Here is a 25842-nt window from a genome sequence, read left to right as displayed (position 1 = left end):
TATGAGCCCTGCCCGTGAGCGAGAGGCCGCCCCCCCGACGGGCGCCGCTCGACCCCCCGGAGGACGTGAGGTCCTCACCGGCGACGACATCCAGCGGGCGCTCAAGCGCATCGCGCACGAGATCCTCGAGGGCAACAAGGGGCCGGAGGGCCTCGTGCTGCTGGGGATCCCGACGCGAGGCGTACCGCTCGCGCACCGGCTCGCCGCGGCCGTGGCCGGGGTCGAGGGCGCGGAGGTGCCCACCGGCTCCCTGGACATCACGATGTACCGCGACGACCTGCGCAGCCAGCCGACCCGCGCCCCCGAGCCGATGAAGGTCCCCGCCGGAGGTGTCGACGGCAAGGTCGTCGTGCTCGTCGACGACGTGCTCTACTCCGGGCGCACCGTGCGCGCCGCGCTGGACAGCCTCGCGGACCTGGGGCGCCCGGCCAGCGTCCGGCTGGCGGTGCTCGTCGACCGGGGCCACCGCGAGCTCCCGATCCGCGCCGACTACGTGGGCAAGAACCTCCCCACCTCCCGCACCGAACGGGTCATGGTGCGGCTGCAGGAGGCGGACGGCGCCGAGGGGGTGTGGATCGCGTGAAGCACCTGCTGTCCATCGCCGACCTCACCACCGAGGAGATCACCCAGATCCTCGACACCGCCGTGTCCATGCACGAGGTGCAGGACCGCCAGGTCAAGAAGCTGCCCACCCTGCGCGGCCGGACCATCATCAACTTCTTCTTCGAGGACTCCACCCGCACCCGGGCGTCCTTCGAGATCGCCGGCAAGTGGATGAGCGCCGACACCATCAACCTCACCGGCAAGGGGACCTCGGTCTCCAAGGGGGAGTCGCTGCGCGACACGGTCCTGACCATCGACGCCATGGGCGTGGACATGATGATCATCCGGCACCCGGCCAGCGGTGCCCCCGCGCAGATCGCGGACTGGACGGACTGCTCGATCGTCAACGCCGGGGACGGCACCCACGAGCACCCCAGCCAGGCCCTGCTCGACGCCTACACCCTGCGTCGGGCCCTCGGTGACCTGCGCGGGCGGCACGTGGCCATCGTCGGTGACCTCACCCACTCGCGGGTGCTGCGCTCCAACCTGCTGTGCCTGCGGGCGCTGGGGGCGCAGGTGACCCTGGTCGCGCCCCCGACGCTCATGCCGAGCGGGGTGGGCACCTGGGCCGCTGCTGACGGCATCGAGACGTCCTACGACCTCGACGCCGTCCTGCCGACCGTCGACGCCGTCATGATGCTGCGCGTGCAGCGCGAGCGGATGAGCGGCGGCTACTTCCCGACCGCCCGCGAGTATGCCGTGACCTACGGCCTCACCGCCCGTCGCCTGGGCCTCCTGCAGGACCACGCCGTCATCGCCCACCCCGGGCCGATGAACCGGGGCCTGGAGATCTCCGCGGACGCCGCGGACGCGGCCCGGTCGCTGGTCCTGGACCAGGTGAGCGCCGGTGTCGCGGTGCGGATGTCCATCCTCTACCACCTCCTCGCCGGGGAAGGAGACGCACAGTGAGCCGCACGCCCGCCCTGCTCGTCCGGGGTGCCGACCTCGCGGGGGGTGGTGCCGGCGACGTGCTCGTCGTGGACGGCACCATCCGCGCGGTCGGGACCGACGCCGCCGCCGACGCGCCCGAGGGGGTCCAGCGCCTGGACGCCGACGGGTTGGTGCTGCTGCCGGGTCTCGTCGACCTGCACACGCACCTGCGTGAGCCCGGCCGCGAGGACGCCGAGACCGTCGAGACCGGCTCGCAGGCCGCCGCGGTGGGGGGCTTCACGGCCGTCCTGGCGATGGCCAACACCACCCCGGTCACGGACACCGCGGAGGTCGCCGAGACCGTGCTCGACCTGGGGCGCCGGGCCGGCTACGTCGACGTCCACCCGGTCGGCGCCGTCACCAAGGGCCTGGCCGGGCAGGAGCTGGCCGAGCTCGGGCTCATGGCCCGCTCGCGGGCCCGGGTGCGGGTCTTCTCCGACGACGGCCGGTGCGTCCACGACGCCCGGCTCATGCGCCGGGCGCTGGAGTACGTCAAGGGGTTCGGCGGCGTCGTCTCGCAGCACGCGCAGGACCCGCGGCTGGCCGACGGCGCCGCGTGCTGCCACGAGGGCGAGCTCTCCGGGCGGCTCGGGCTCCCCGGGTGGCCGGCCGTCGCCGAGGAGACCATCGTCGCCCGCGACGTCATGCTGGCCCGGCACACGGGCTCGCGGGTCCACGTCGCGCACGTCTCGACGGCCGGGAGCGTCGAGGTGGTCCGCTGGGCCAAGGCGCAGGGGATCGCGGTGACCGCCGAGGTCACCCCCCACCACCTCATGCTGACCGAGGCCGAGCTCGCCGGCTACGACCCGACCTTCAAGGTCAACCCGCCGCTGCGACCGGCCGAAGACACCCAGGCCCTGCGCGAGGCTCTCGCGGACGGGACCATCGACGCGGTCGCCACCGACCACGCGCCGCACGTGCGCCAGGACAAGGAGCACGCGTTCGCCGACGCGGCCTTCGGCATGCTCGGACTGGAGACGGCGCTGCCCGTCGTCTCGACCGTCATGGTGGCCGAGGGCCTGATGTCGTGGGCCGACGTCGCGCGCACGATGTCGAGCGCCCCGGCCCGGATCGCCGGGCTGCGCGACCAGGGCCAGGGCCTCGTGCCGGGGGCGCCGGCCAACCTCACCCTGGTCGACCCCACCCGCAGCCACACCGTGGACCGCGCGCTGTCGCGGTCCCTGTCCCGCAACAACCCCTGGCACGGCCGCCGGCTCACCGGCGCCGTCCACCTGACCATGCTCCGAGGCCAGGTCACCGCCCGCGAGGGCCTGGTCTGGGCGGACCCCTCATGACGAACGCGACGAGAGAAGAGGCAGCGGTGACCCCAGCACAGCCCGAGCCGGCCATCCTGGTGCTCGAGGACGGCCGCACCTTCCGCGGCGAGGCCTACGGGGCCCGCGGGCAGACCGTCGGCGAGGCGGTCTTCTGCACCGGGATGACCGGCTACCAGGAGACGCTCACCGACCCGTCGTACCACCGCCAGGTCGTGGTGATGACGGCGCCGCACATCGGCAACACCGGCGTCAACACGACCGACATGGAGAGCCGGCGCATCTGGGTGGCCGGCTTCGTGGTCCGCGACCCCGCGATCCGACCCTCCAGCTGGCGCTCGCAGGGCGACCTCGGCCAGGCCCTGGAGCAGGCCGGCGTCGTCGGCATCAGCGGCGTCGACACCCGGGCGCTGACCCGGCACCTGCGCGACCGCGGTGCCATGCGGGTCGGGGTGTTCTCCGGCGAGGCCGCCGCCGCGGGCCCGCAGGAGCTGCTGCGCCAGGTGACCGAGGCCCCGCTCATGGCCGGGTCCGCCCTGGCGGCGGAGGTCTCCACCGCCGAGCCCTACGTCGTGTCTCCGCCGGAGGGGGTGCCGACCCGCTTCCGCGTCGCGGCGCTCGACCTCGGCATCAAGGGGATGACCCCGGCGCAGCTGGCGCGGCGGGGCATCGAGGTCCACGTCCTGCCCAGCCGGACCACCGCGCAGGAGCTGCTGGAGCTGGAGCCGGACGGCGTCTTCTTCTCCAACGGGCCGGGCGACCCGGCGACGGCGGAGCACGAGGTCGACCTCCTGCGGCAGGTCCTCGACCGGCGCATCCCGTTCTTCGGCATCTGCTTCGGCAACCAGCTGCTCGGGAGGGCGCTGGGGCTGGGCACCTACAAGCTGGCCTTCGGCCACCGCGGGATCAACCAGCCCGTGCTCGACCGCACCACCGGCAAGGTCGAGGTGACCAGCCACAACCACGGCTTCGCCATCGCCTGGCCGGACGGCATACCGACCGACCAGCCGGCGGACACCCCCTACGGTCCGGTCCGCTGCGACCACGTGGCCCTCAACGACGACGTCGTGGAGGGGCTCTCGTGCGTCGACGTCCCGGCCTTCAGCGTGCAGTACCACCCCGAGGCCGCCGCCGGTCCGCACGACGCGGAGTACCTCTTCGACCGCTTCGTGGACCTGCTCGAGCGGCGTCCCTCCTCCTCCACCCCCTCCCCGACCTCCCAGGAGTCCTGAGCGTGCCCAAGCGTGACGACATCAGCAGCGTGCTGGTGATCGGGTCCGGCCCGATCGTCATCGGCCAGGCGGCCGAGTTCGACTACTCCGGCACCCAGGCCTGCCGGGTGCTGCGCGAGGAGGGGGTCCGGGTCATCCTCGTCAACTCCAACCCGGCGACGATCATGACCGACCCGGGCGTGGCGGACGCGACCTACGTCGAGCCCATCACGCCGGAGATCGTGGAGTCCATCATCGAGCGGGAGCGGCCGGACGCCGTCCTGGCCACCCTCGGCGGCCAGACGGCGCTCAACACCGCCATCGCCCTGCACGAGTCGGGCGCCCTGGAGCGCCTCGGTGCCCCGCTCATCGGGGCCAACGTCCAGGCGATCCAGCTGGGGGAGGACCGGCAGGCGTTCAAGGGTGTCGTCGAGCGTTGCGGCGCCGAGTCGGCCCGGTCGGCGATCTGCCACACCATGGACGAGGTGGTGGCCGCCGCGGAGGAGCTGGGCTACCCGGTCGTGGTGCGTCCGTCGTTCACCATGGGCGGCCTGGGCTCCGGCTTCGCCTTCGACGAGCCGAGCCTGCGGCGCATCGCGGGGGCGGGCCTGCAGGACAGCCCGACCACCGAGGTGCTCCTGGAGGAGTCCATCCTGGGGTGGAAGGAGTACGAGCTCGAGGTGATGCGCGACCGCGCCGACAACGTCGTCGTCGTGTGCTCCATCGAGAACCTCGACCCCATGGGCGTGCACACGGGTGACTCGATCACGGTCGCCCCGGCGATGACCCTGACCGACCGGGAGTACCAGCGGCTGCGCGACATCGGCATCGCGGTCATCCGCGAGGTCGGGGTTGACACCGGAGGGTGCAACATCCAGTTCGCGGTCAACCCGCAGGACGGCCGCATCATCGTCATCGAGATGAACCCGCGGGTCTCCCGCTCCTCGGCGCTCGCGTCCAAGGCGACCGGCTTCCCCATCGCCAAGATCGCGGCGAAGATGGCGCTGGGCTACACCCTGGACGAGGTGCCCAACGACATCACGCAGAAGACCCCGGCGAGCTTCGAGCCGAGCCTCGACTACGTCGTCGTCAAGGTGCCGCGGTTCGCGTTCGAGAAGTTCCCGCTGGCCGACCCCACCCTCACGACGACGATGAAGTCGGTGGGTGAGGCGATGGCCCTGGGGCGCAGCTTCACCGAGGCGCTCCAGAAGGCGCTGCGCTCGACCGAGGCCAGGCACACCAGCTTCCACTGGCGCGAGGACGAGACGCCCACCCGGGAGATGGCCCTGGCCCTGCTGTGCCAGGCGGCCACCCCGACCGACGGCCGGCTGGTGCTGGTGCAGCAGGCGCTGCGCGGCGGGGCCACCGTGGAGGAGGCGCACGAGGCCACCGGCATCGACCCCTGGTTCCTCGACCAGATCGCGGCGATCAACGAGGTCGCCGAGCGGGTCCGGACCCAGGCCCGGTCGGCCTCCGCGGGTCAGCTGACCCCGGAGCTGCTGCGGACGGCCAAGCGGCACGGCTTCTCCGACGCCCAGGTCGCCCAGCTCGCCGGGCTCCGCGAGGACGTCGTGCGCGGGGTGCGTCAGGCCCTGGGGGTGCGACCGGTCTACAAGACCGTGGACACCTGCGCCGGGGAGTTCGAGGCCACCACGCCCTACCACTACTCCTCCTACGACGAGGAGACCGAGGTCGCGCCGCGCGACCGCCCGGCCGTCATCATCCTCGGGTCGGGGCCGAACCGCATTGGGCAGGGCATCGAGTTCGACTACTCCTGCGTGCACGCCTCGCTCACCCTCCGTGAGCACGGCTTCGACACCGTCATGGTCAACTGCAACCCCGAGACGGTGTCGACGGACTACGACACCTCCAGCCGGCTGTACTTCGAGCCGCTCACCCTCGAGGACGTCCTCGAGGTCGTCCACGCCGAGCGGCAGGCCGGCCCCGTGGCCGGCGTCGTGGTGCAGCTGGGCGGGCAGACACCGCTGGGGCTGGCCGCCGCCCTCAAGGCCGAGGGGGTGCCCATCGTCGGCACCTCGCCGGAGGCGATCCACCTCGCCGAGGACCGCGGCGCCTTCGGCCGGGTGCTCGCGCAGACCGGGCTGAGCGCGCCGCGCCACGGCACGGCATACACCGTCGACGACGCGCTGGAGGTCGCCCGCGAGATCGGCTTCCCGGTCCTCGTGCGCCCCTCCTACGTCCTCGGGGGCCGCGGTATGCAGATCGTCTACGACGAGGAGTCCCTCGCCTCCTACGTCGCGCGGGCCACGGCGGTCACCCCCGAGGAGGTGGCCCACCCCGTCCTCATCGACCGCTTCCTCGACACCGCCGTCGAGATCGACGTCGACGCCCTCTACGACGGGACCGACCTCTACGTCGGCGGGATCATGGAGCACATCGAGGAGGCCGGCATCCACTCCGGCGACTCCGCCTGCGTGCTCCCGCCGTTCACCCTCGGTCGCTCCGAGCTGGAGGCCGTCCGGGTCGCCACCCGGGCGCTGGCCGAGGCGATCGGGGTGCGCGGCCTCATCAACGTGCAGTTCGCGCTCAGCCAGGACGTCCTCTACGTGCTGGAGGCCAACCCCCGGGCCAGCCGCACGGTGCCCTTCGTCGCCAAGGCCACGGGGGTGCCGCTCGCCCAGGCCGCGGCCCGGGTCATGCTGGGCACCACGATCGCGCAGCTGCGGACCGAGGGGGTGCTGCCGACCGGGGTCGACGGCGGGTCGCTGCCGGGGCACGCGCCGTTCTCGGTCAAGGAGGCGATCCTGCCCTTCCGACGCTTCCGCACCCAGACCGGGGAGGCCATCGACTCCATCCTCGGCCCGGAGATGCGCTCCACCGGTGAGGTGATGGGCATCGACGCGTCCTTCGGCGCGGCCTTCGCCAAGAGCCAGCTGCGGGCCGGCTCGAGCCTGCCCACCAGCGGCACGGTCTTCGTCTCGGTGGCCAACCGGGACAAGCGCTCGATGATCTTCCCGGTGAAGCGGCTGGTCGACCTCGGCTTCTCGGTGCTGGCCACCGAGGGGACGGCCGACGTGCTGCGGCGCAACGGCATCCCGGCGGAGGTCGTGCACAAGCACAGCGAGGCGCGCGAGGACGGCTCGGTGCGCACGGTCGTGGACCGGATCACCGCGGGCGAGGTCGACATGGTCATCAACACGCCCTCGGGGCGGGACGCGCGCGCGGACGGGTATGCCATCCGCGCCGCCACGACCTCGCTGGACAAGCCCATCATCACCACCGTCCAGCAGCTGGCGGTCGCGGTGCTCGGCATCGAGGCGATGCGGGCCGGGCCCCTGTCGGTGGCGCCGCTGCAGGAGCACGCGGCGCAGCTGGACCTCTTCGGTCCCGGGGCGAAGCGGTGAGCGGGCGGCGATGACGGGGGGCGGGCCCGCCGGCCCGGTCCGGACGGCCGTGGTCACCCTGGCCCGGCCGGCGGGGGCGTACGACGTCGTGAGCCTGGCGGTGCCCGCTGCACCGGACTGGTCGGCGGCGCGGCCCGGCCAGTTCCTCGTGGTGCCCGGGAGCCCCGGTCGCGGGGACGCGCTGCCCCGCCTGCACTGGTTGGCCGACGTCTCGGTGGACCCCGTCCACGGGACCGCCGTCGAGGTCGCCGTGCCGGCGGGCGGCGGGTGGGACCTCGGCCACCGCCTGCGCCTCCTCGGCCCGCTCGGCCGGGGCTTCGGTGTCCCGACCGCCCCCGTGCCGGCGCTCGTCGTGGGGCACGGGGGGTCGGCGGTGCCCCTGCGCTGGCTGGTGGCGCGGCTGCGGGCCAGGGGGTGCGCGGTGCACGTCGTGCTGTCCGCGGACGACCCGGACGAGCACTTCGAGGTGGCCTCGCTGCGGCGGCAGACCGCCACCGTCCGGCTCACCGCGCAGCCGGACCTCGGCCGGGTGGCGACGGAGGTCCTGGAGCAGGAGCCGCGGATCGGCGTGGTCTACGCCGCCGGGCCCCGCGCGTCGGTCCGCGAGGTCGCGCAGGCGGCGGTGGCGGCGGGGCGGTCGGTGCGGGTGAGCGCGCTCGACCTGGACGAGCCGCTGCTGTGCGGCACGGGGCTCTGCGGCCAGTGCGACGTGAGGACCACCGGCGCGGCCGGAGGGCGGTCGCTGCGACCCTGCCTGCACGGTCCCGTCGTCCCGGGGGAGCAGGTGCTCGATGCGCCGCGGTGACCGCCTGCCCGCCGTCTGGATCGCGCCCGGCGCGGTCGACGACCCCGGGGGCTGCTGCGCTTCGGCCCCCTCGGGCGCGTGCCCGTGCCCGTCGGGCCGGTCGTCGGGGGCGGGGCGGCCGGGGCGCCGCCGCCGTGCACGGCGCCGGGCCCGGGGGCCTGGAGCACGACGAGGCACCCGGGATCGACCTGGTGGAGGCCGTCGACCGGCTGCGGTGGTGCGCCACCCGGGACCTGCGCTCGCTCGTGGCGGTGCGGGGCACCACCCCGGGAGAACCGGCCACCCTGGCCGGTCGGCTGTGCCGCGGGCTGGAGGGGGACTCGGTCGCCGCCGTCGAGGTCGACCTCCGGGGTGCCGACGACCAGCACTGCCTCCGGGTCCTGGCCCGGGTGCGCGAGGAGACCCCGCGCGACCTGCTGCTGCTGGCCCGGCTGTCCGCGCTGCAGCCCGACCTCGTGGGCTGCGCCCGCGCCGCCGTCGCCGGGGGTGCCGGGGCCGTGGTCGTGTGCGGCGCGGTCCCGCTGGGTCCCGGACGGTGGTGGTCGGGGCCGTCGACGGCCGCGGTCTGCCGCGCGGGCGTGCGCGCCCTGGCGCAGGCCGCCGTCGAGCAGCGCTGGCCCGCCGTGCCGGTGGTGGCCGCCGGCGGGGTCCACGACGTCGCGTCGGCCCGCGCCGCCCTCGCCGAGGGGGCGCAGGCCGTCCAGCTGGGGTCCGCGCTGTGGGCGGACCCGACCCTGCTCTGGGCCGTGCTCGACGGCCTGGACCCCAGCGCCGTCACCGGCGTCCCGACCGAGACCCACCCCGAGGAGAGCGGATGACCCACGTCGACGAGGGCGGACACCCCCTGACCCAGAGCGAGGAGCGCTTCGGCCTGCGCCTGCACCGGGCCCTGGCCGAGCACGGTCCCCTCTGCGTCGGGATCGACCCCCACCGCGAGCTCCTCGCGGCCTGGGGGCTGCCCGACTCCGCGGACGGCCTGCGGGAGTTCTGCGCCGTCGTCCTGGACGCGGCTGCCGGTCGGTGCGCCGCGGTCAAGCCGCAGTCCGCCTTCTTCGAACGGCACGGGGCGGCCGGGATGGCGGTCCTGGAGGAGCTGCTCCGCCAGGCCCGCCGGCGCGGTCTGCTCACCGTCCTCGACGCCAAGCGGGGTGACATCGGCAGCACCATGGAGGGCTACGCCCAGGCCTACCTCGGGACCGACGCCCCGCTGGCCGCGGACGCGCTCACCCTGAGCCCCTACCTCGGCTACGCGTCCCTGCGGCCGGCCCTGGACCTGGCCCGCGGCTCCGGCCGCGGGGCCTTCGTGCTCGTGCGGACCTCCAACCCGGAGGCCGTCCAGGTCCAGTCGGCGGGGCGGCCCACGGTCGCGGCCCGGGTCCTCGCCGACGTCCGTGACGACAACGCCGGCCAGGAGCCGTGCGGCGACATCGGTGTCGTCGTCGGTGCGACGGTCGACCTCGCGGGGGAGGACCTGGGGCTGGACGAGGCACTCGCGCCCGTCCTCGCCCCGGGCGTCGGGGCGCAGGGGGCGGACGAGCACGACGTGGCCCGGTCCTTCGCGGCCGTCCGGGGGAGGGTCCTGGTCCCCGTGTCACGGGCGGTGCTGGGTGCCGGGCCGGCCGGCGTGGCGGCCGAGGTCGGACGCTGGGGTGACCGGTTGGCCTCGGCCCTGGGCCAGGGCTGACGCCCGGGCGCGCCGCGTCCGTGCCGGCGGGGCCCCCGCCACCGCGCGGGGGCGCTGCGGGTTGGCACGGCGGGGGGAGGGTCGCTATGTTCGTCGGCACCAGGGTTCCCTGGCACTGGATGACAAGGAGTAGGACCGTGGCCCTTCCCGAGCTGACGCCGGAGCAACGCGCCGACGCGCTGGCCAAGGCTGCTGCCGCCCGACGTGAGCGTGCAGCCGTCAAGAACCGCCTGAAGAACTCCCAGGGCTCCCTCAAGGACGTCATCGCCGAGGGCAAGGAGAACGACGTCATCGGCAAGATGAAGGTCTCGGCCCTGCTGGAGTCGATGCCCGGCGTGGGCCGGGTGCGCGCCCGGCAGCTCATGGAGGAGATCGGCATCTCCGAGAGCCGGCGCGTCCGGGGGCTGGGCGCCAACCAGGTGCACCACCTGCTCGACCACTTCAGCGGCCGCTGAGCGCCGCGGACACGCCCGGTGCGAGCCCGGGCGCGCAGCGACGGCTGGTCGTCCTGGCCGGCCCCACGGCGGTCGGCAAGGGCACGGTGGCCAGCTACGTGCGGGAGCACCACCCGGCCGTGTGGCTCTCGGTGTCGGCGACCACGCGACCGCCCCGGCCCGGCGAGGCCGACGGCCGGCACTACTTCTTCGTGGACGACCGCGAGTTCGACCGGCTGGAGGCCTCCGGGCAGCTGCTGGAGTCGGCCACGGTGCACGGCCGGGCCCGCTACGGCACCCCGCGGGGGCCGGTGGACCAGGCGCTGGCGGCGGGCCGGCCGGCCTTGCTGGAGATCGACCTCCAGGGGGCGCGGCAGGTGCGCGAGGCCATGCCGGAGGCGTTGTTCGTCTTCCTCGCCCCGCCGAGCTGGGACGAGCTGGTCCAGCGGCTCGTCGGTCGGGGGACCGAGACGGAGGAGGAACGGGCCACCCGGCTGGCCACCGCGCGCACCGAGCTGGCGGCCGCCCAGGAGTTCGACGTGACGATCGTCAACGACGATGTCGCCCGGGCCGCCGAAGAACTCGTATCATTGATGGTTGACCCCCCGAGCTAAGGACTGAGACGAACGTGAGTGGAACCGGCACCATCGCCCACCCGGACGGCATCACCAACCCGCCCATCGACAGCCTGCTGCAGCGCGCCGACAGCAAGTACGCCCTCGTCATCTACGCCGCGAAGCGCGCCCGGCAGATCAACGCCTACTACTCGCAGCTGAGCGAGGGCCTGCTGGAGTACGTCGGCCCCCTCGTCGAGGCCGAGGCCACCGACAAGCCGCTGTCGATCGCGCTGCACGAGATCGACCAGGGCAAGCTGCACACCAGCTCCCCCGAGAGCTGACCCGGGCCCGGCGACCAGGGAGCGACGGCATCGGTATGCGTGTGGTCCTGGGCGTCGCCGGAGGCATCGCCGCCTACAAGGCGTGCTCGGTCCTGCGGCTGCTGACCGAGGCCGGGCACGAGGTCACCGTCGTGCCGACGGCCTCGGCGCTGCGCTTCGTGGGGGCTCCCACCTGGGAGGCCCTCAGCGGACGACCCGTCTCCAGCGACGTCTGGGACGACGTGCCGCAGGTGCCGCACGTCCGGCTCGGCCAGCAGGCCGACCTCGTGCTCGTGGCCCCCGCCACCGCCGACCTGCTGGCACGGGCCGCCCACGGCCTGGCCGACGACCTGCTCACCTCCACCCTCCTCACGGCGCGCTGCCCCGTCGTGCTGGCTCCCGCCATGCACACCGAGATGTGGCTCCACCCCGCCACCGTGGCCAACGTCGAGAGCCTGCGCTCGCGCGGCGTGCGCGTCGTCGAGCCCGCGTCCGGTCGGCTCACCGGGGCCGACTCCGGGCCCGGCCGGCTGCCCGAGCCCGAGCAGATCGTCGCGGCCGCCCTGGAGGCCGTGGGAGAGCAGGGGCCCGGCCCACGGCGGCCGGGTGACCTCGAGGGGCGGCACGTCCTCGTGACCGCCGGGGGGACCCGGGAGCCCCTGGACCCCGTGCGCTACCTCGGCAACCGGTCCTCCGGCAAGCAGGGCTACGCGGTCGCGGCCGAGGCTGCGGCCCGGGGGGCGCGGGTCAGCCTGGTCAGTGCCAACGTCTCCCTGCCCGTCCCCGACGGCTGCGACCTCCTCGAGGTGGGCACCGCCCTGGAGCTGCAGGAGCGGGTCGGGGCCGTCGTCGACGGCGGGGACGTCGACGCCGTGGTCATGGCGGCCGCCGTCGCGGACTTCCGGCCGGCCGCCTACGCCGAGGCCAAGATCAAGAAGACGCACGGGCCCGACGAGCCCCAGGCGCCCACCATCGAGCTGGTGCGCAACCCCGACGTCCTCGCCGGACTGGTGAGCGCCCGCGGGGGCGCCCGCCGCCCGTACCTCGTCGGCTTCGCCGCCGAGACCGGTGACGCCACCGGGGACGTCCTGTCCCTGGCGCGGGCCAAGCTGGAGCGCAAGGGCTGCGACCTGCTGGTGGCCAACGAGGTGGGGACCGACCGGACCTTCGGTCGCGACGACACCACGGTCCACCTGCTGCAGCCCGGGCAGGACGAGGTCGTCACCGTCGGCCCGGCCACCAAGACCCAGGTCGCCCGGGCCATCTGGGACCGCGTCGCGCCGTCCCTGGGCTAGTCCCGGGGTGTGTCCGGGCCGACCCGTAGACTCTCCGGCGTCAGTCAGCAGCCGCTGCCCCGAAGGAGTCGTGCATGATCCGCCTGTTCACCTCGGAGTCCGTCACCGAGGGCCACCCCGACAAGATCTGCGACCAGATCAGCGACGCGATCCTCGACGACCTGCTGGCCCAGGACCCGCAGTCGCGGGTGGCGGTGGAGACCATGGTGACGACGGGGCTCGTGCACGTGGCGGGGGAGGTGCGCACCCAGGGCTACGCCAACATCGCCCAGCTCGTGCGGCAGACCATCCTCGACATCGGCTACGACAACTCCCACAAGGGCTTCGACGGTCGGACCTGCGGGGTGGAGATCTCCATCGGCGACCAGTCCATCGACATCGCCACCGGGGTGGACGACGCGGTGCTCAGCCGCGGGTCGGCGGACGCGGACCCCTTCGACCAGCAGGGTGCGGGGGACCAGGGCCTGATGTTCGGCTACGCCTGCGACGACACCCCCGAGCTCATGCCGCTGCCGGCCTTCCTGGCCCACCGCCTGGCGGAGCAGCTGGCCGCCGTCCGCAAGAGCGGTGAGCTCGACTACCTGCGGCCGGACGGCAAGACCCAGGTCACCATCGCCTACGACGGCGACACCGCCGTGCGTCTGGACACCGTGGTGCTGTCCACCCAGCACGCGGCGGGCATCGACCTCGCCGACCAGCTCACCCCCGACATCCGGGAGCGGGTCATCACCCCGGTGCTCGAGCAGGCGCACGAGGCGGGGGTCGAGCTCAAGACCGACGGCTACCGCATGCTCGTCAACCCCACCGGCGTGTTCACCATCGGCGGCCCCATGGGCGACGCAGGGCTGACGGGGCGCAAGGTCATCGTCGACACCTACGGCGGGATGGCCCGGCACGGAGGTGGCGCCTTCTCCGGCAAGGACCCGTCGAAGGTCGACCGCAGCGCCGCCTACGCCATGCGCTGGGTGGCCAAGAACGTCGTGGCCGCCGGGCTCGCCCGGCGCTGCGAGATCCAGGTGGCCTACGCCATCGGCTACCCCCACCCGGTCGGCCTCTACGTCGAGACCTTCGGCACCGAGACCGTGCCGGTGGAGGCCATCCAGCAGGCGGTGTCGCAGGTCTTCGACCTGCGTCCGGCCGCGCTGGTGGACCAGCTCGACCTGCTGCGACCCATCTACCGTCCCACCGCGGCCTACGGGCACTTCGGGCGGACGACGGCCCCCGGGCTGACGGACGGCTTCACCTGGGAGCGCCTGGACCGCGTGGACGCGTTGCGCTCCGCTGTCTGAGGGGCCGGGGAGGGCGCCATGAGCGAGCAGCTCGAGCTGGTCCCCCCGCCCACGTCCGCCGCCCCCCGTCGACGGACGCGCGCACCCGCGTCCGACGTGCCGCTGGCGGCGGAGGACCCGGTCGCCACCGTGCTCGTCGACACCCCGTTGGCCCACCTCGACCGGCCGTTCGAGTACGCCGTCCCCGCGGAGCTCGCGGAGGCCGCCCGACCGGGGGTCCGGGTCCGCGTGCGCTTCGCGGGCCGGGACCACGACGGCTACCTGCTGTCCAGGACCTCGACGGCCGAGCACTCCGGCCGCCTCGCCCCCCTGCGGACGGTCGTCAGCCCCGAACCGGTGCTCACCCCGGAGGTGCTCGCCGTGGCCCGCGCGGTCGCCGACCACTACGGCGGGACCCTGGCCGACACCGTGCGCCTCGCCGTCCCGCCCCGGCACGCCCGGGCCGAGCGCTCCGTCCCGGCGCAGCCGGACGCCCCCGGGCGGCGCGCACCCGACCCTGCTGCCGCGGAGCCCTCGTCCGAGCAGGTGTGGGAGGCCTACCCCGCCGGCCCGGCGCTGCTGCGCCGCCTCCGGTCGGGACAGGCGCCGGGGGCCGCCTGGTTGGCGCTGCCGGGGGAGCCGCCGGAGCGGGACTGGCCGCGGACGGTCGCCGCCGCGGTGCGCGAGACCGTCCTCGGCGGGCGGGGTGCCCTGGTCGTCGTCCCGGACCGGCGCGAGGTCGACCGCGTGCTGGGCGCGGTCGCGCAGGCGGTAGGCCCCGACGAGGTCGTCCGGCTCACGGCGGACCTCGGCCCGGAGGCCCGCTACGCCGCCTTCCTCCGCGTGCTGCGCGGGCACGCGAGCGTGGTCGTGGGCACCCGCGCCAGTGCCTTCGCCCCGGTGCGCCGGCTCGGGCTGGTCGTGTGCTGGGACGAGGGGGACGACCTGCACCAGGAGCCTCGGGCTCCGTACCCCCACACCCGGGAGGTCCTGCGCCTGCGGGCCCGCTCGGAGGGGGCGGGGATCCTGCTCGGCGGCTACACCCGCAGCGTCGTCGTGCAGCGGTGGGTCCAGGACGACGCGCTCGCCCCGGTGACCGCCGAGCACGCCCGGGTGCGGGAGCGGGCGCCCCAGGTGGTGGTGGCGGGCGAGGGGCATCAGGAGGAGCGCGACGCCGCCGCCCGGACCGCGCGGCTGCCCGGTGTCGCCGTGCGTGCCCTGCGCGCCGGGCTCGAGCGGGGGCCCGTCCTCGTCCAGGTCCCCCGGCAGGGGTATGTCCTCGGGCTGGCCTGCCAGGACTGCCGGACGCGGCTGCGGTGTGGCGTCTGCCACGGGCCGGTGGGGGCCGGGGACCGCCGCGCTCCGGCGTCCTGCCGGTGGTGCGGGACCGAGCTGGCCCCCGAGCACCCGTGCGAGGAGTGCGGCTCGCTGCGCCGGCGCACCACCGGGGTGGGGGAGCGGCGCACGGCCGAGGAGCTGGGGCGCGCCTTCCCGGGCATCCGGGTGGTGTCCTCGGGGGGCGAGCACGTCGTGGACGAGGTCGGTGACGCCCCGGCCCTCGTCGTGGCCACCCCCGGGGCCGAGCCCTGGTGCCCGGGCGGCTACGGCGCCGTGGTGCTCCTCGACGGGTGGCGGCTGCTGGAGCGGGCGTCCCTGGACGCCGCCCAGGAGGCGCTGCGCCGGTGGTGCGGGGCGGCGGCGCTGGCCCGACCGCCGACCGGGGCACCAGGGCGACGCCGGGAGGTGGGTGTCGTCCTGTGCGGTGTCCCGCCGCACGGCTCGGTGCCGGCCGTCGAGGCGCTGGTGCGCTGGGACCCGGCCTGGCTGGCGGCCCGGGAGCTGTCCGAGCGCCGAGCTGGGGCTGCCGCCCCTCGTGCGGCACGTGGAGCTCACCGGTCCGGCCGGTGCCGTCGACCAGGCGGGCCGGGCGCTGGTCGCGGCCGGGATGCACCTGCTCGGGACGCTGCCCACAGGGGACGGGTCGTCGTCCGGGGCCGGTCCGGGGCAGCAGGTCAGGGCCACCCTGACCCAGGGCCGGGGGAGGGCGCCGGAGGCGGTGCGGACGGTGCGCTCCGACCGCAGCGCGCGCAAGTCCCAGGACGTCCTGCGCATCCGGATCGACCCCGACTCGGTGGCCTGAGGCGCCCGTCGGCGCGCCTGACCGGGGCCGCGCGACCCCGCCGCGGACCGACCTGGGCACTTGACGTGACGTCAGTTCTACGGAAGTCTCAAAAGGGTAACGATCGCGTCACCGTGTGGGCACGGTGGTGGCGTCGGGCACGCACGCATGCCTAAGTTTCATCTGCAACCCCCCGGTGCGTCGCCAGAGCATGCGGTGGGCCACCACGGCCCGCCCCCGCGAGACGCCCATTCACTAGGAGGAACATTGAAGATCAGGCGCGCGACCATGGCCGTCGTGGCCGCCGGTGCCCTGGCACTGGCCGGCTGCACGTCCGACTCCGGGTCGGACGACAACGACACCGCGGCCGAGGGCGGCGGCAGCGAGGAGGACATGTCCGGGGAGACCGGTGACTCCGGCGAGGGCTCGGAGGAGTCCGGCGAGGGCGACGGTGGTCAGACTGCTTCCACGGCCCGAGCCGACCTGGGTGACATCACCACCAACGACGACACGGTGTCCTTCTCCAGCGGTGCCGAGGAGTACAACGCCTACAACGGCAACACCGCGGCGACGAACTCGACCTACAACGCGGTCGTCAACAACCAGCTGCAGTCCGGCTTCTGGTACTGGGGCACCGACGGCACGATCTACCCCAACGAGTGGTTCGGGTCCTACGAGCAGACCTCCGAGGACCCGCTGACCGTCGAGTACACCATCTCCGACGACGCGGTGTGGTCCGACGGCACCCCGATCACCTCCAACGACTTCCTGCTCGACTGGGCCTCGACCAACCCCGAGTCCATGGGTGGCGCGGAGGAGCTCGGCTTCGACCCGGTCTCGACCTGGTCGACCTACGCCACCGAGGGCCTGGAGACCGAGCCCGGCTCCAAGGAGTTCACGGTCGTCTACCCCGAGCCCTACCCGGACTGGGAGATCGCCGTGTCGGCCCCGCTGCCGGCGCACGTCGCGGCCGAGCAGGCCGGGCTGGAGCCGGACGAGCTCGCCCAGGCGATCCTCGACGGCGACGCCGAGACCGTCTCGCAGGTCTCCGAGTTCTGGAACACCGGCTGGCTCTTCCCGAACTACCAGGTCGAGGACGAGGCGCTGGTGCCGTCCTCCGGGCCCTATACCCTGGAGGGTGCGGCGTGGGAGAGCGGCAACCAGCTCGCCCTCGTCCCCAACGAGAACTTCTTCGGCCCGGCGCCGGCGACCGGCAACCTGGTGTTCAAGTTCGCGGCCCCGGAGACCCACGTCCAGGCCCTGCAGAACGGCGACATCAACGTCATCGAGCCGCAGGCCACCGTGGACACCCGCCAGCAGCTCGAGGGCATGGGCGACATGGTCGCGGTCGAGAGCAACCAGCAGATGACCTGGGAGCACCTGGACTTCAACTTCGCCGAGGACTCGGTCTTCAACGACGAGAACGGTGGCCTGGCCGCCCGTGAGGCGTTCGCCATGTGCGTCCCGCGGCAGAACATCATCGACAACCTCATCAAGCCGATCGACGAGAACGCGGTCGTCCTCAACGCCCGCGAGAAGTTCCCCTTCCAGGAGGACTACCAGGAGCTCGTGGACGCGTCCTACGACGGGCGCTACGACGAGGTCGACATCGAGGGTGCCGCGGCCAAGCTCGAGGAGGCCGGCGTGGAGACTCCCGTGGAGGTGCGCATCGGCTACTCGGCGCCCAACCAGCGGCGCACCGAGGAGGTCGCCCAGATCAAGTCCTCGTGCGACGAGGCGGGCTTCGAGATCGTCGACGCCGGCAACCCGGACTTCTTCGAGGCCGGCGGCACGCTGGAGCAGGGTGACTGGGAGGTCGCGCTGTTCGCGTGGGCCGGCTCGGGCCAGATCGCCTCGGGCGAGCCGATCTACTCTACCGGTGGCTCGCAGAACTTCGGTGGCTTCTCCAACGAGGAGGTCGACCAGGCCTGGGACACCCTGGCCACGTCGGTCGACCCCCAGGTCCACATGGAGCAGCTGAAGGTCATCGAGAAGGCGCTGTGGGACGAGCTCTACGGCATCCCACTGTTCACCCACCCCGGCATCGTCGGCTACGACAGCACCCTGGAGAACGTCCGGCCGACCTCGGTCCAGACGGGTGTCTCCTGGAACGCCGACCAGTGGGTGCGCGCCAGCTGACACGCCCCAGGTCACGGTGAGCACCGCCTTGTACCGTCGACCGCCACGCTGAGGGGCGGGAGGGCATCATGCCCTCCCGCCCCTGGCATGTCCCGACCCTGCCCCGGGTCCCGTCACTCGCACCCAGGGCAGCCGACCCGCGACACGCACCCCAGGTTGCCGTAGCCCCGACTCAGCGTCAGGGGTTAGAGTCTGCGGGCAGTCCGTCACACCGCCGTGGACCCTCACCGCAAAGGTTGAAACCCCGTGCTCCAATTCATCCTCCGCAGGATCGCGATCTCGACGCTGATCCTGTTCCTGGGCTCCGTGCTGATGTACGTCCTGACGATCAACTCGGCCGACCCGCTGCAGGACCTGCGCGAGTCCCGGGCCGAGAACCGCGAGCAGCTCATGCAGGCGCGCATCGACAACATGGGCCTGGACCTCCCGTGGTGGCAGCGCTACCTGGGGTGGCTGACCGGCGTGAGCAAGTGCTTCGTGCTGCAGTGCGACCTGGGCGAGACCCGGGACGGGTCCGACGTCAACGCCCTGCTGCTCGCCTCGGCCGGCGCCAGCCTCCGGCTGGTGACCGTCGCCACCTTCCTGGCCATCTTCATCGGTGTGGCCCTGGGCGTCCTCTCGGCCATCCGGCAGTACTCCGGGTTCGACTACGTCATCACCTTCAGCGCCTTCCTCTTCTACTCGCTACCGGTCTTCTGGGCTGCCGTGCTCCTCAAGGACTTCGGCGCCATCCGGTTCAACAACTGGATCGCCGACCCGGCGGTCTCCACCACCGCGACAGCCGTGGTCGCGCTGCTCTTCGCCCTCGCGCTGGCGTCACTGCTCGGGGGAGGGCTGCGCCGGCAGTTGGTGACGGGGCTCATCACCTTCGTGGTGGTCTTCGGCTTCGTCTTCGCCTTCGACCAGGTGAACTGGTGGGTCCAGCCCGCGCTCGGGCTGCCGCTCATCCTCGTCGGTGCCCTGGGCGCACTCGGCTTCATGCTCGTCATGACGGTCGGCCTGGCCAACCGCAAGATCCTGTATGCCGGGCTCGTCACCATCGGCCTGGGGCTGGTGTCGTACGTCGTCCTCGGCCCGGTCCTGGAGGACCCGGCCAACTGGTGGGTGATCCTCGCGCTCGTCGGCGTCACCGTGCTCGTGGGGGCTGCCGTCGGCTGGGTCATGGGCGGTTACGAGCGGCGCACCGCGATGGTCGTCAGCGTGGGCACCGCGTTGGGGATGGCGTTCCTCATCTTCATGGACCGCCTCCTGCGGGGGTGGGCCGGGTTCCTCGAGCTGGCTGGCAACCGCCCGGTCAGCACCATCGGGGAGAACCGCATCATCCCCGAGCGGTTCACCGGTGACTTCTGGGAGAGCATCTTCAACTGGGGGGTACAGCTCGTGCTCCCCACCATCGTGCTGACCCTGATCTCCATCGCCTCCTACAGCCGCTACACCCGCGGCTCCATGCTGGAGACCATCAACCAGGACTACATCCGCACCGCGCGCTCCAAGGGCCTCTCGGACCGGGTCGTGTTCACCAAGCACGCCCTGCGCAACGCGCTCATCCCCATCACGACCATCGTGGCCTTCGACTTCGCCGCCCTCCTGGGTGGCGCGGTCATCACCGAGACGATCTTCGGCTGGCGCGGGCTCGGCGCGATGTTCCGGCTGGGCCTCGACACGGTCGACCCCAACCCGGTGATGGCCTACTACCTCGTCGCGGGCGGCGCCGCGGTGATGATGAACATGTTGGCCGACATCGCCTACGCGTCCCTCGACCCGCGGATCCGGCGGTGAGCCGCAGCCGGTCGCTGGCAGCGGCTACCCTCCCGACCCTTTCCACCGACCTGAGGATCGTTCGATGACCGACAGCAAGCGCCCGGACGAGCCGGACCCCACCCCGGTCGCCAGCCCGGTGGAGGAGGCCTACTCGGTCGAGAAGCCGATCGACCTGAGCCAGAAGTCCTACTCCCAGGGACGGCTGGTCGTGCGCCGGTTCTTCCGCCACAAGGGCGCCATGGTCTCGCTCTTCGTGCTGGTCTTCGTCACCGTCATGGCCTTCACCTCCATCGGTTACGGCATCATCCCGAACTGGTGGGACAAGACCTTCTACGACGCGGGGGCCACGGTCGACGGCGGGCGGCCCACGATGCAGCTGTGGCCCTTCCAGATCGGCGAGCACCCCTTCGGGCAGGACACCATCGGCAAGGACTACTTCGCCCTCACCATGCGCGGCACCCAGCGCTCGCTCATCGTGGCGTTCGCCGTCGGGCTGCTGTCGACCATCATCGGGACGATCATCGGGGCGGTCGCCGGCTTCTTCCGGGGGTGGGTCGAGGCCATCCTCATGCGGGTCACCGACCTGTTCATCATCATCCCCCTGCTGGTCCTGGCCGCGGTGGTGGGCAAGATGGCCGAGGGCATCTGGTGGCTGGCGCTCATGCTCAGCCTGCTCACCTGGACCGGCCTGGCGCGCCTGGTGCGCGGCGAGGTCCTCTCCCTGAGGGAGCGCGAGTTCGTCACCGCCGCCGAGGCGATCGGCACCGGCCCGTGGCGGATCATCTTCAAGCACATCCTGCCCAACACCGTCGGCACCATCATCGTCAGCGCCACGCTGGCGATCGCGGCGACGATCCTGCTCGAGTCCGCACTGTCCTTCCTCGGCTACGGGGTGCAGGCGCCGGACACCTCGCTCGGGCTGCTGATCTCGACCTACCAGAACGCCTTCCTCACCCGGCCGTGGCTCTTCTGGTGGCCCGGCCTCATGATCCTGGCGATCGCCTTGTCCGTGAACTTCCTCGGTGACGGCCTGCGCGACGCCTTCGACCCCCGGCAGAACAGGACGGCCGACTGATGACGACGACAACACAGAGTGACTCCGGGCAGCCGGTCTACACCGGCTCCGGCACCCCCACGGGTGACGAGGAGGTCGTCCTCGGCTTCAGCGACGTCGACGTGCGGTTCACGACCGAGTTCGGCAGCGTGCATGCCGTGAAGGGCGTCGACCTCAAGGTGCGCCCCGGCGAGGTCGTGGCCCTGGTCGGCGAGTCCGGCTCGGGCAAGTCGGTCACCTCGATGACCGCGATGCGGCTCTTGCCGCGCAACGCCACCATCAGCGGCCAGGTGGACGTCGCCGGCAAGGAGGTGGGCCGGCTCAAGGAGTCGAGCATGCGCCGCCTGCGCGGCAACGATGTCGCCATGGTCTTCCAGGAGCCGATGACCGCGCTGAACCCGGTCCTGACCGTCGGCACCCAGGTGGTAGAATCGATGGAGTTGCACGGAGTGGCCCGCGGCGCCTCGGCCTGGAAGCGGGCCATCGAGTTGCTGGGGATGGTGGGCATCCCCGAGCCCGAGCGGCAGATGAAGAAGTACCCGCACGAGCTTTCCGGGGGCCAGCGGCAGCGGGTGGTCATCGCCATCGCCATCAGCTGCGACCCCAAGGTCATCATCGCTGACGAACCGACCACGGCCCTGGACGTCACCGTGCAGGCCGACATCCTGGACCTGCTCCGCTCGCTCAAGGACAAGCTCAACACCGGCATCCTGCTCATCACGCACAACATGGGCGTGGTCGCCGACATGGCCGACCGGGTGGCCGTGATGTTCAAGGGTGAGATCGTCGAGCGCGGCACGGTGGAGGAGGTGCTGCTGCACCCGAAGCACGACTACACCAGGATGCTGCTCGGCTCGGTGCCCCGGATGGGCTACGGCCGAGGCCAGATGGGCATCAGCGTCACTGAGGACGTCGACGCCGACGCGCCCCTGGCCATCGAGCTGAAGAACCTCGTCATCGAGTACCAACGGCTCGGCAAGGCGCCGTTCCGTGCCGTGGACGACGTCAGCTTCGACGTGCGCCAGGGCGAGATCGTCGGGCTCGTCGGTGAGTCCGGCTCAGGCAAGAGCACCATCGGGCGCTGTGCCCTGGGGCTCATCCCGGCCGCCTCGGGCGAGTTCCAGCTGCTGGGCCAGAACATCACCGGGATGAAGCGGCGCGACCTCAAGCCCCTCCGCAAGCGGATCGGCGTGATCTTCCAGGACCCGGCCGCCTCGCTCAATCCGCGGCTGCCGATCGGGGAGTGCATCGCCGAGCCGCTCGTCGTGCACAAGGTGGGCAACCGCAAGTCCCGCGAGGACAAGGTCTACGAGCTGCTGGACGCCGTGCAGCTCCCGCGCGAGGTCTACAACCGCTACCCGCACGAGGTGTCCGGCGGCCAGCGGCAGCGCATCTCCGTGGCGCGTGCCCTCACCCTGGACCCCGAGCTGCTCGTGGCCGACGAGCCCACCTCTGCGCTGGACGTGTCCGTCCAGGCCCGGGTGCTCAAGATCTTCTCCGACCTGCAGGAGCAGTTCGGCTTCGCCTGCCTCTTCATCAGCCACGACCTCGCCGTCATCGACCTGCTGGCGCACAAGGTCGTGGTGCTCCAGAACGGCAAGGTCGTCGAGGCCGGGCCGCGGCAGCAGATCATGGAGGACCCGCAGCAGGACTACACCCAGCGGCTCATCGCGGCTGCTCCCGTGCCCGACCCGCTCGAGCAGGGACGCCGGCGCCGCGAGCGCCACGAGCTGCTGCGCGAGCAGGGCGAGGAGGTCGTCGAGCTCAAGGTCGACGGCGAGGAGTTCCACCAGTCCTCCGCCGAGGCGGAGGCGGTGGACGCCGAGGACGTCGACGGCACCGACGACCCGAAGCGCCGCTGACCCCCGGTGCGCGTCGTCTTCGCCGGCACCCCGGCGGCCGCCGTCCCCAGCCTGCGCGCCGTCCTGGGCTCCCGCCACGAGGTCGTCGGCGTCCTGACCCGGCCGGACGCCCGGGCCGGCCGCGGGCGCGGCCTGCGCCCCTCGCCGGTGCGACAGGTGGCGGACGAGGCAGGCATACCCGTCGCGACGCCCCGCTCGCTGCGCGGCCCCGAGGTCGCCGAGCAACTGCGGCAGTGGGCCCCCGAGGCCTGCCCGGTCGTCGCCTACGGCCTGCTCGTCCCGCCCGAGCTGCTGGCGCTGCCCGAGCACGGCTGGGTGAACCTGCACTTCTCGCTGCTGCCCGCCTGGCGGGGCGCGGCGCCGGTCCAGCACGCCCTGCGGGCCGGTGACGACGTCAGCGGCGCGGTGACCTTCCGGCTCGAGGAGGGCCTGGACACCGGGCCGGTGCTCGGCCGGCTCACCGAGACCGTCCGGCCGCGGGACACCGCGGGAGAGCTGCTGGAGCGCCTCGCCGAGGCCGGTGCGCGCCTGCTCGTGTCGACCCTGGACGCGCTGGAGGAGGGTGCCGTGCAGCCGGTGCCGCAGCCCGCGGAGGGCGTCAGCCTCGCCCCCAAGGTCGAGGTGGACGACGCGCGGGTGCCCTGGCGGCGCCCGGCGTTCGCGGTCGACCGCCTCGTCCGCTCGTGCACGCCCGAGCCCGGGGCCTGGACCGTCCTGGGCCCCGACCGGGTCAAGCTCGGCCCGGTCACCCCCGTCGACGACGGCGCACCGGAGGTCCCCGACCTGGAGCCGGGGGAGATCACCGTGGGCCGGCGCGACGTGCTCGTCGGCACCGGCAGCTCCCCGGTGCGCCTGGGCGACGTGCAGGCCCCGGGGAAGCGGGCCATGCCGGCCACCGACTGGGCGCGTGGCGCCCGGCTGCAGCCAGGAGCGACCTTCGATGCCTGAGCCACGGCGACGTCCCGACGGCGAGCGGCCCGGGGGGCGCGGCGGGGGAGCAGAGCGTGGCCAGGGGCAGCGCCGCGGACCGCGCCGCCGCTCCGCGCAGACCCCTGCGCAACGGGCGCGACAGGCGGACCCGGCGCGCGCCGTCGCCTACCGCGTGCTGCGCCAGGTCGACACCGAGGAGGCCTTCGCCAACCTGGTGCTGCCCGCGGCGCTGCGCTCCGCCGGGCTGCAGGGCCGGGACGCGGCCTTCGCCACCGAGCTCACCTACGGCACCCTGCGGCTGCTCGGGCTCTACGACGCCGTCGTGGCCGTCGCGGCGAGCCGGCCGGTGGAGGAGATCGACGGCCCGGTGCGCACCGTCCTGCGGCTCGGGGTGCACCAGCTGCTGGGCATGCGGGTCCCCGACCACGCCGCGGTGAGCGCCACGGTCGCCCTCGCCCGTCAGCAGGTCGGCCAGGGCGCCGGTGGGTTCGTCAACGCGGTCCTGCGCCGGGTCAGCGAGCAGGACCGGGAGGCCTGGGTCGCCCAGCTCCTCGCGCCGGTCGACGACCCGCTGGCGCGGCTGGCCCTCGAGCACTCCCACCCCGAGTGGGTCGTCCGCGCCCTGCGGGCGGGGCTGGTCTCGGCGCGGGGCGCACCGACGGCCGAGCAGGAGCTGGCGCCCCTGCTGTCCGCGCACAACACCCCCGGCCCGCTCACGCTGGTGGCGCGTCCGGGCCTGGGCGCCGAGCAGGAGCTGGAGGACGCCGGCGCCACGCCGGCCCCGGTCGCACCGACCGCCTGGGTGCTGCCCCAGGGCGACCCCGGAGCGCTGGGATCCGTCCGCGAGGGCCGGGCCGCGGTGCAGGACGCCGGCTCCCAGCTGCTGACCCTCGCCCTGGCCTCGGCGCCGCTGGAGGGCTCGGACCAGCAGTGGCTCGACCTGTGCGCCGGCCCCGGCGGCAAGGCGGGGCTGCTCGCGGCCCTCGCTGCGGGGGCCGGAGCACGGCTGCGGGCCAACGAGGTCAGCGAGCACCGCGCCGAGCTGGTGCGGCACACCCTCGTCGGGCCCGTGCACGGCGGGGCGCAGGTGGACGTCACCGTCGGTGACGGGCGGGAGATCGGGACGGCCCAGCCGCAGACCTACGACCGTGTCCTCGTCGACGCCCCGTGCACCGGGCTCGGGGCGTTGCGCCGACGCCCGGAGGCGCGCTGGCGCCGCAGCCCCCAGGACCTCACCACCCTCGGTCCGCTTCAGCGGGCCCTGCTCGACTCCGCCCTGCGGGCCACCCGGCCCGGCGGGCTCGTGGCGTACGCCACCTGCTCGCCGCACCTGGCCGAGACCGAGCTCGTCGTCCGGGACGTCCTCAAGCGGCACCCGGGGGTGGAGCAGGTCGACGTGCGGCCGTGGCTGCGGGACCGGTCCGGGAATCCCCTGACCGACCTCGGCCCGGGGCCGTGGGCCCAGCTGTGGCCCCACCTGCACGGCACCGACGGGATGTTCGTGGCCCTGCTGCGGGTGCCCGGACGCTCGTTAGGCTGATCCCGTGTCCTCACCCTCGCCCCTCACGCCCCGGATCAGCCCGTCGATCCTCGCCTCCGACTTCGCCCACCTCGCGACCGAGCTGGAGCGGATCGGGAGCGCGGACTGGGCCCACGTCGACGTCATGGACAACCACTTCGTGCCCAACCTCACCCTGGGCCTGCCGGTGGTCGAGGCGTTGGCGCGGGTGAGCCCGGTGCCGCTGGACTGCCACCTCATGATCGAGGACCCCGACCGCTGGGCGGCCGACTACGCCGAGGCCGGCGCCCGGTCGGTGACCTTCCACGTGGAGGCCGCGGGCGACCCGGTGGCGACCGCACGGTCCATCCGCGCCGCCGGTGCCCGCGCCGCCGTCGCGCTCAAGCCCGGCACGCCGTTCGCGCCCCACGAGGAGCTGCTGGACGAGGTGGACATGGTGCTCGTCATGACCGTGGAGCCCGGCTTCGGCGGGCAGTCCCTCATGGACGACCAGCTCGCCAAGGTGCGTGCCGTGCGGGAGGCGGTCCGACGCCGGGGGACCGAGATCTGGGTGCAGGTCGACGGCGGCGTCTCCGCCGAGACCGTCGGCCGCTGCGCCGAGGCCGGAGCCGACGTCTTCGTCGCCGGGTCGGCCGTCTACGGCGCCGACGACGTGCCGGCGGCGATCGCCGACCTGCGGGACCTCGCCCGACGCCACCTCTGCGGCTGACGA

At 73.5% G+C, this 25842-nt stretch carries 21 protein-coding genes; all 21 read left to right on the top strand.

Features of this window, described 5'->3' with window-relative positions; genetic code table 11:
* The first annotated feature begins 1 nt into the window (after nucleotide 1).
* The 21 genes from pyrR (at nucleotide 2) to rpe (ending at nucleotide 25839) form a co-directional block, all read left to right on the top strand.
* A complete protein-coding gene (pyrR, locus tag FHD63_RS08325; protein ID WP_139721669.1) occupies nucleotides 2-583 on the top strand; it encodes a bifunctional pyr operon transcriptional regulator/uracil phosphoribosyltransferase PyrR in 582 nt (193 codons plus the stop codon).
* Nucleotides 580-1512, top strand: coding sequence for an aspartate carbamoyltransferase catalytic subunit (locus FHD63_RS08320; RefSeq protein ID WP_139723055.1), 933 nt, complete (start codon nucleotides 580-582; stop codon nucleotides 1510-1512). Before pyrR ends, FHD63_RS08320 begins: the two co-directional genes overlap by 4 nt.
* Nucleotides 1509-2828, top strand: a complete 1320-nt coding sequence (locus tag FHD63_RS08315; RefSeq protein ID WP_139721668.1) for a dihydroorotase — start codon at nucleotides 1509-1511, stop codon at nucleotides 2826-2828. Before FHD63_RS08320 ends, FHD63_RS08315 begins: the two co-directional genes overlap by 4 nt.
* On the top strand, nucleotides 2825-4039 hold the full coding sequence (gene carA, locus FHD63_RS08310) for a glutamine-hydrolyzing carbamoyl-phosphate synthase small subunit (protein WP_139721667.1): 1215 nt from the start codon (nucleotides 2825-2827) through the stop codon (nucleotides 4037-4039). The genes FHD63_RS08315 and carA overlap by 4 nt, the downstream gene beginning before the upstream one ends.
* 2 nt (nucleotides 4040-4041) lie before the next feature.
* Nucleotides 4042-7383 (top strand): carbamoyl-phosphate synthase large subunit, encoded by a 3342-nt coding sequence (carB, locus tag FHD63_RS08305; protein ID WP_139721666.1) that lies wholly within the window; start codon nucleotides 4042-4044, stop codon nucleotides 7381-7383.
* A gap of 10 nt (nucleotides 7384-7393) precedes the next feature.
* Nucleotides 7394-8188 (top strand): iron-sulfur cluster-binding protein, encoded by a 795-nt coding sequence (locus tag FHD63_RS08300; protein WP_139721665.1) that lies wholly within the window; start codon nucleotides 7394-7396, stop codon nucleotides 8186-8188.
* Nucleotides 8189-8322: 134 nt separating this feature from the next.
* On the top strand, nucleotides 8323-9006 hold the full coding sequence (locus tag FHD63_RS08295; protein WP_139721664.1) for a beta/alpha barrel domain-containing protein: 684 nt from the start codon (nucleotides 8323-8325) through the stop codon (nucleotides 9004-9006).
* Entirely contained in the window at nucleotides 9003-9872 is an 870-nt protein-coding gene (pyrF, locus tag FHD63_RS08290) for an orotidine-5'-phosphate decarboxylase (protein ID WP_139721663.1), read from the top strand. The genes FHD63_RS08295 and pyrF overlap by 4 nt, the downstream gene beginning before the upstream one ends.
* A gap of 137 nt (nucleotides 9873-10009) precedes the next feature.
* Nucleotides 10010-10327 carry an integration host factor, actinobacterial type gene (gene mihF / locus FHD63_RS08285; protein WP_058890996.1) on the top strand — a complete coding sequence of 106 codons (318 nt, stop codon included), beginning with the start codon at nucleotides 10010-10012 and terminating at the stop codon, nucleotides 10325-10327.
* Entirely contained in the window at nucleotides 10324-10920 is a 597-nt protein-coding gene (gmk, locus tag FHD63_RS08280) for a guanylate kinase (RefSeq protein ID WP_139721661.1), read from the top strand. Before mihF ends, gmk begins: the two co-directional genes overlap by 4 nt.
* 14 nt (nucleotides 10921-10934) lie before the next feature.
* Nucleotides 10935-11204 carry a DNA-directed RNA polymerase subunit omega gene (rpoZ, locus tag FHD63_RS08275; protein WP_058890998.1) on the top strand — a complete coding sequence of 90 codons (270 nt, stop codon included), beginning with the start codon at nucleotides 10935-10937 and terminating at the stop codon, nucleotides 11202-11204.
* A gap of 35 nt (nucleotides 11205-11239) precedes the next feature.
* Nucleotides 11240-12478 carry a bifunctional phosphopantothenoylcysteine decarboxylase/phosphopantothenate--cysteine ligase CoaBC gene (coaBC, locus tag FHD63_RS08270; protein WP_139721659.1) on the top strand — a complete coding sequence of 413 codons (1239 nt, stop codon included), beginning with the start codon at nucleotides 11240-11242 and terminating at the stop codon, nucleotides 12476-12478.
* 74 nt (nucleotides 12479-12552) lie between these two features.
* Nucleotides 12553-13767 (top strand): methionine adenosyltransferase, encoded by a 1215-nt coding sequence (gene metK, locus FHD63_RS08265; RefSeq protein WP_139721657.1) that lies wholly within the window; start codon nucleotides 12553-12555, stop codon nucleotides 13765-13767.
* 18 nt (nucleotides 13768-13785) lie between these two features.
* Nucleotides 13786-16041, top strand: coding sequence for a primosomal protein N' family DNA-binding protein (locus tag FHD63_RS08260; protein ID WP_139721655.1), 2256 nt, complete (start codon nucleotides 13786-13788; stop codon nucleotides 16039-16041).
* A gap of 91 nt (nucleotides 16042-16132) precedes the next feature.
* Nucleotides 16133-18004 carry an ABC transporter substrate-binding protein gene (locus tag FHD63_RS08255; RefSeq protein WP_194150433.1) on the top strand — a complete coding sequence of 624 codons (1872 nt, stop codon included), beginning with the start codon at nucleotides 16133-16135 and terminating at the stop codon, nucleotides 18002-18004.
* A gap of 246 nt (nucleotides 18005-18250) precedes the next feature.
* Nucleotides 18251-19783 carry an ABC transporter permease gene (locus FHD63_RS08250; RefSeq protein WP_139721653.1) on the top strand — a complete coding sequence of 511 codons (1533 nt, stop codon included), beginning with the start codon at nucleotides 18251-18253 and terminating at the stop codon, nucleotides 19781-19783.
* Nucleotides 19784-19847: 64 nt separating this feature from the next.
* On the top strand, nucleotides 19848-20840 hold the full coding sequence (locus FHD63_RS08245; protein ID WP_139721651.1) for an ABC transporter permease: 993 nt from the start codon (nucleotides 19848-19850) through the stop codon (nucleotides 20838-20840).
* Nucleotides 20840-22681: an ABC transporter ATP-binding protein gene (locus FHD63_RS08240; protein WP_139721649.1), complete on the top strand. Its 1842-nt coding sequence runs from the start codon at nucleotides 20840-20842 to the stop codon at nucleotides 22679-22681. Before FHD63_RS08245 ends, FHD63_RS08240 begins: the two co-directional genes overlap by 1 nt.
* 6 nt (nucleotides 22682-22687) lie before the next feature.
* Nucleotides 22688-23629 carry a methionyl-tRNA formyltransferase gene (gene fmt, locus FHD63_RS08235; protein WP_139721647.1) on the top strand — a complete coding sequence of 314 codons (942 nt, stop codon included), beginning with the start codon at nucleotides 22688-22690 and terminating at the stop codon, nucleotides 23627-23629.
* A complete protein-coding gene (locus tag FHD63_RS08230; protein WP_139721645.1) occupies nucleotides 23622-25151 on the top strand; it encodes an RsmB/NOP family class I SAM-dependent RNA methyltransferase in 1530 nt (509 codons plus the stop codon). The genes fmt and FHD63_RS08230 overlap by 8 nt, the downstream gene beginning before the upstream one ends.
* A gap of 4 nt (nucleotides 25152-25155) precedes the next feature.
* Nucleotides 25156-25839 carry a ribulose-phosphate 3-epimerase gene (gene rpe / locus FHD63_RS08225; RefSeq protein WP_139721642.1) on the top strand — a complete coding sequence of 228 codons (684 nt, stop codon included), beginning with the start codon at nucleotides 25156-25158 and terminating at the stop codon, nucleotides 25837-25839.
* Nucleotides 25840-25842: the final 3 nt, after the last annotated feature.

It is taken from the genome of Serinicoccus chungangensis, from assembly GCF_006337125.1.
Lineage (GTDB): Bacteria > Actinomycetota > Actinomycetes > Actinomycetales > Dermatophilaceae > Ornithinicoccus > Ornithinicoccus chungangensis.
The sequence above is the reverse complement of the archived record's forward strand: the minus strand, read 5'-3'. Positions and strand labels throughout refer to the sequence as shown.

Excerpts from the sequence above, each read along its gene's own strand:
- FHD63_RS08300 (WP_139721665.1), top strand. The coding sequence starts at position 7,394 with ATGACGGGGGGCGGGCCCGCCGGCCCGGTCCGGACGGCCGTGGTCACC.
- metK (WP_139721657.1), top strand. The coding sequence starts at position 12,553 with ATGATCCGCCTGTTCACCTCGGAGTCCGTCACCGAGGGCCACCCCGAC.
- FHD63_RS08240 (WP_139721649.1), top strand. The coding sequence starts at position 20,840 with ATGACGACGACAACACAGAGTGACTCCGGGCAGCCGGTCTACACCGGC.
- pyrF (WP_139721663.1), top strand. The coding sequence starts at position 9,003 with ATGACCCACGTCGACGAGGGCGGACACCCCCTGACCCAGAGCGAGGAG.
- pyrR (WP_139721669.1), top strand. The coding sequence starts at position 2 with ATGAGCCCTGCCCGTGAGCGAGAGGCCGCCCCCCCGACGGGCGCCGCT.
- FHD63_RS08260 (WP_139721655.1), top strand. The coding sequence starts at position 13,786 with ATGAGCGAGCAGCTCGAGCTGGTCCCCCCGCCCACGTCCGCCGCCCCC.
- carA (WP_139721667.1), top strand. The coding sequence starts at position 2,825 with ATGACGAACGCGACGAGAGAAGAGGCAGCGGTGACCCCAGCACAGCCC.
- coaBC (WP_139721659.1), top strand. The coding sequence starts at position 11,240 with ATGCGTGTGGTCCTGGGCGTCGCCGGAGGCATCGCCGCCTACAAGGCG.
- FHD63_RS08245 (WP_139721651.1), top strand. The coding sequence starts at position 19,848 with ATGACCGACAGCAAGCGCCCGGACGAGCCGGACCCCACCCCGGTCGCC.
- FHD63_RS08230 (WP_139721645.1), top strand. The coding sequence starts at position 23,622 with ATGCCTGAGCCACGGCGACGTCCCGACGGCGAGCGGCCCGGGGGGCGC.